The organism is Klebsiella sp. MS 92-3, assembly GCF_000195655.1.
GTDB lineage: Bacteria > Pseudomonadota > Gammaproteobacteria > Enterobacterales > Enterobacteriaceae > Klebsiella > Klebsiella pneumoniae.
This window is the reverse complement of record NZ_GL882724.1, coordinates 80,556-83,800: the sequence shown is the minus strand read 5'-3', so window position 1 is coordinate 83,800 and position 3,245 is coordinate 80,556. Positions and strand designations below refer to the sequence as shown.

Genomic DNA, 3,245 nt, shown 5'->3' with positions numbered 1-3,245 from the left:
AAAAAAAAAAAAAAACCCCCGGGGGGGCGGGGGGGGGTTTTTAAGGTTAAACAAGCATCAACAGCGGTAGCTTACTTGTCGCCCAGCTGCTCTGACATGGTGTTGCCCGGGTTCGGCGTACGCGGTTCATCAACCGGACGCGGCGCACGAGGCGTGCCATTGTTGTCAGAGTTGTTAGAAGAACCTGGTTCTTCCCAACCCGCTGGCGGACGAACTTCGCGACGAGCCATCAGGTCGTCAATCTGCGGCGCATCGATGGTCTCATACTTCATGAGCGCATCTTTCATCGCGTGCAGAATGTCCATGTTGTCGTTCAGCAGCTGGCGAGCACGACCGTAGTTACGCTCAATCAGCGATTTCACTTCCTGGTCGATGATACGCGCGGTTTCATCGGACATATGCTTCGCTTTCGCGACGCTACGGCCGAGGAAGACTTCACCCTCTTCTTCCGCATACAGCAGCGGACCGAGTTTGTCGGAGAAGCCCCACTGGGTCACCATGTTACGCGCCAGGTTCGTCGCCACTTTAATATCGTTGGACGCACCGGTAGAAACATGTTCCGGACCGTAGATAATCTCTTCCGCCAGACGACCGCCGTACAGGGTGGAGATCTGGCTTTCCAGTTTCTGACGGCTGGCGCTGATTGCATCGCCTTCCGGCAGGAAGAAGGTCACACCCAGCGCACGACCGCGCGGGATAATCGTCACTTTGTGCACCGGATCGTGCTCCGGCACCAGGCGACCAATAATCGCGTGGCCCGCTTCATGATAAGCAGTAGACTCTTTCTGCGCTTCCGTCATCACCATGGAGCGACGTTCCGCACCCATCATGATTTTGTCTTTCGCTTTCTCGAACTCAACCATCGACACAACGCGTTTGTTGCCGCGGGCAGCAAACAGCGCCGCTTCGTTGACCAGGTTGGCCAGATCCGCACCGGAGAAGCCCGGGGTACCGCGCGCAATGATTGCCGCATCGATATCCGGCGCCAGCGGAACGCGACGCATATGCACTTTCAGGATCTGCTCACGACCGCGAACATCCGGCAGGCCAACCACCACCTGGCGGTCAAAACGGCCCGGACGCAACAGCGCGGGGTCAAGAACGTCCGGACGGTTAGTCGCCGCGATAACGATGATACCTTCGTTACCTTCGAAGCCGTCCATCTCAACCAGCATCTGGTTCAGGGTCTGCTCACGTTCATCGTGACCACCGCCCAGGCCTGCGCCACGCTGGCGGCCGACGGCGTCGATTTCATCGATGAAGATGATGCAAGGCGCGGCTTTCTTAGCCTGTTCGAACATGTCACGCACACGAGAAGCGCCCACACCGACGAACATTTCGACGAAGTCAGAACCGGAAATGGTAAAGAACGGAACCTTCGCTTCACCAGCGATCGCTTTCGCCAGCAGCGTTTTACCGGTACCCGGAGGGCCGACCATCAGGACGCCTTTCGGGATTTTACCGCCCAGTTTCTGGAAACGGCTCGGCTCACGCAGGTATTCTACCAGCTCGCCGACTTCCTCTTTCGCTTCGTCACACCCGGCAACGTCTGCAAAAGTGGTTTTGATCTGGTCTTCCGTCAACATACGGGCTTTGCTTTTGCCGAAGGACATCGCGCCCTTCCCGCCGCCGCCCTGCATTTGCCGCATAAAGAAGATCCAGACGCCGATCAGCAGCAGCATTGGGAACCAGGAGATGAAGATGGAAGCCAGCAGGCTCGGCTCTTCTGGTGGTTCGCCAACAACTTTGACGTTTTTAGTCAACAGGTTATCGAGCAGCTTCGGATCGTTAACCGGAATGTAAGTCGTGTAACGGTTACTATCTTTCTTGGTAACGTTGATCTCACGTCCGTTGATACGCGCTTCGCGAACCTGGTCCTGATTGACCTCTTGCAGGAAGGTAGAATAATCCACCTTGCGGCCATTCGACTCGCTGGGCCCAAAGCTCTGGAATACTGACATCAGCACAACGGCAATGACCAGCCAGAGTATTAGGTTTTTCGCCATGTCACTCAAGGGATTAACCTCTTATTACAACTGTGTTAAAAACAGCGTCAGGATACTCTATATCCAGTTTCTTTCAAACTTTCGTTTGAAATCTGCCGGTTATGGTTTACGCCCGGTCGCTACAATATACACTTCACGCGAACGAGCGCGGGAAGAGTCCGGCTTACGAACTTTGACCTTCGTAAACAGGGAGCGAATTTCTCGAAGATACTCATCGAAGCCTTCGCCCTGGAACACCTTCACTACAAAACTACCACCTGGCGCTAATACATCACGAGACATTTCAAGCGCCAGTTCTACCAGATACATAGCCCGGGGAATATCCACCGCCGGTGTTCCGCACATATTCGGCGCCATATCGGACATGACAACTTGGACTTTACTGTCGCCCACTCGCTCAAGTAACGCTTTCAGGACTAATTCATCACGAAAATCGCCCTGAAGGAAGTCCACACCAACGATTGGATCCATTGGTAAAAGATCGCAAGCGATGATGCGGCCGCTGTTGCCGATCTGCGTGACCGCATACTGCGACCAGCCACCGGGAGCAGCACCGAGGTCGACTACCGTCATCCCCGGCTTAAAAATTTTGTCACTTTGCTGTATTTCATCAAGTTTAAACCAGGCACGGGAACGTAACCCCTTTTTCTGTGCCTGTTGAACATATTTATCGCTAAAGTGTTCCTGAAGCCAGCGGCTTGAGCTGGCAGAACGCTTTTTACCTGTCATTTAACATTCCCGTTCGGGTTCATCGTACTTTACTGCGTAAAAATCGACGCGGTAGTTTGGCGATATATGGGAGATGGCGGTAGAATGACCCGTTTTCAATCCCAACGTAAGCAAAAAAATACGATGAATCTGAGTACTAAACAAAAACAGCACCTGAAAGGTCTGGCACATCCGCTCAAGCCGGTAGTTATGCTTGGCAACAATGGTTTGACCGAAGGGGTACTGGCCGAGATCGAACAAGCGTTAGGGCACCATGAACTCATCAAGGTGAAGATCGCCTCAGAAGATCGCGAAACAAAAGCCTTGATCGTGGAAGCCATTGTACGCGAAACCGGCGCCTGTAACGTACAGGTCATCGGTAAAACGCTGGTTCTGTACCGCCCAACGCCAGAGCGTAAAATCTCGCTGCCACGCTAAGAATATCCTGAATCTCGACACAACTTTGTGTAAAACGAGGGATTTCTGCGGCCAGGCGAGCAAAATGCCATGCTCCTGACGTTGATAAAAAGG

At 53.4% G+C, this 3,245-nt stretch carries 3 protein-coding genes; 1 reads left to right on the top strand and 2 read right to left on the bottom strand.

Features of this window, described 5'->3' with window-relative positions; all coding sequences use genetic code 11:
• Positions 1-71 precede the first annotated feature (71 nt).
• Both ftsH and rlmE read right to left on the bottom strand, forming a co-directional pair.
• Positions 72-2,006, bottom strand: coding sequence for an ATP-dependent zinc metalloprotease FtsH (ftsH, locus tag HMPREF9538_RS24325; protein ID WP_002918372.1), 1,935 nt, complete (start codon positions 2,004-2,006; stop codon positions 72-74).
• A gap of 99 nt (positions 2,007-2,105) precedes the next feature.
• Positions 2,106-2,735, bottom strand: a complete 630-nt coding sequence (gene rlmE, locus HMPREF9538_RS24330; RefSeq protein WP_002918373.1) for a 23S rRNA (uridine(2552)-2'-O)-methyltransferase RlmE — start codon at positions 2,733-2,735, stop codon at positions 2,106-2,108.
• Positions 2,736-2,858: 123 nt separating this feature from the next.
• On the opposite strand from rlmE, the gene yhbY reads away from it, so the two are divergent.
• On the top strand, positions 2,859-3,152 hold the full coding sequence (yhbY, locus tag HMPREF9538_RS24335; RefSeq protein WP_002918374.1) for a ribosome assembly RNA-binding protein YhbY: 294 nt from the start codon (positions 2,859-2,861) through the stop codon (positions 3,150-3,152).
• The last annotated feature ends 93 nt before the right edge of the window (positions 3,153-3,245 follow it).

What these genes read in the sequence shown, in the direction of transcription:
- ftsH (WP_002918372.1), bottom strand. Translation starts at nt 2,006, where the DNA reads ATGGCGAAAAACCTAATACTCTGGCTGGTCATTGCCGTTGTGCTGATG.
- rlmE (WP_002918373.1), bottom strand. Translation starts at nt 2,735, where the DNA reads ATGACAGGTAAAAAGCGTTCTGCCAGCTCAAGCCGCTGGCTTCAGGAA.
- yhbY (WP_002918374.1), top strand. Translation starts at nt 2,859, where the DNA reads ATGAATCTGAGTACTAAACAAAAACAGCACCTGAAAGGTCTGGCACAT.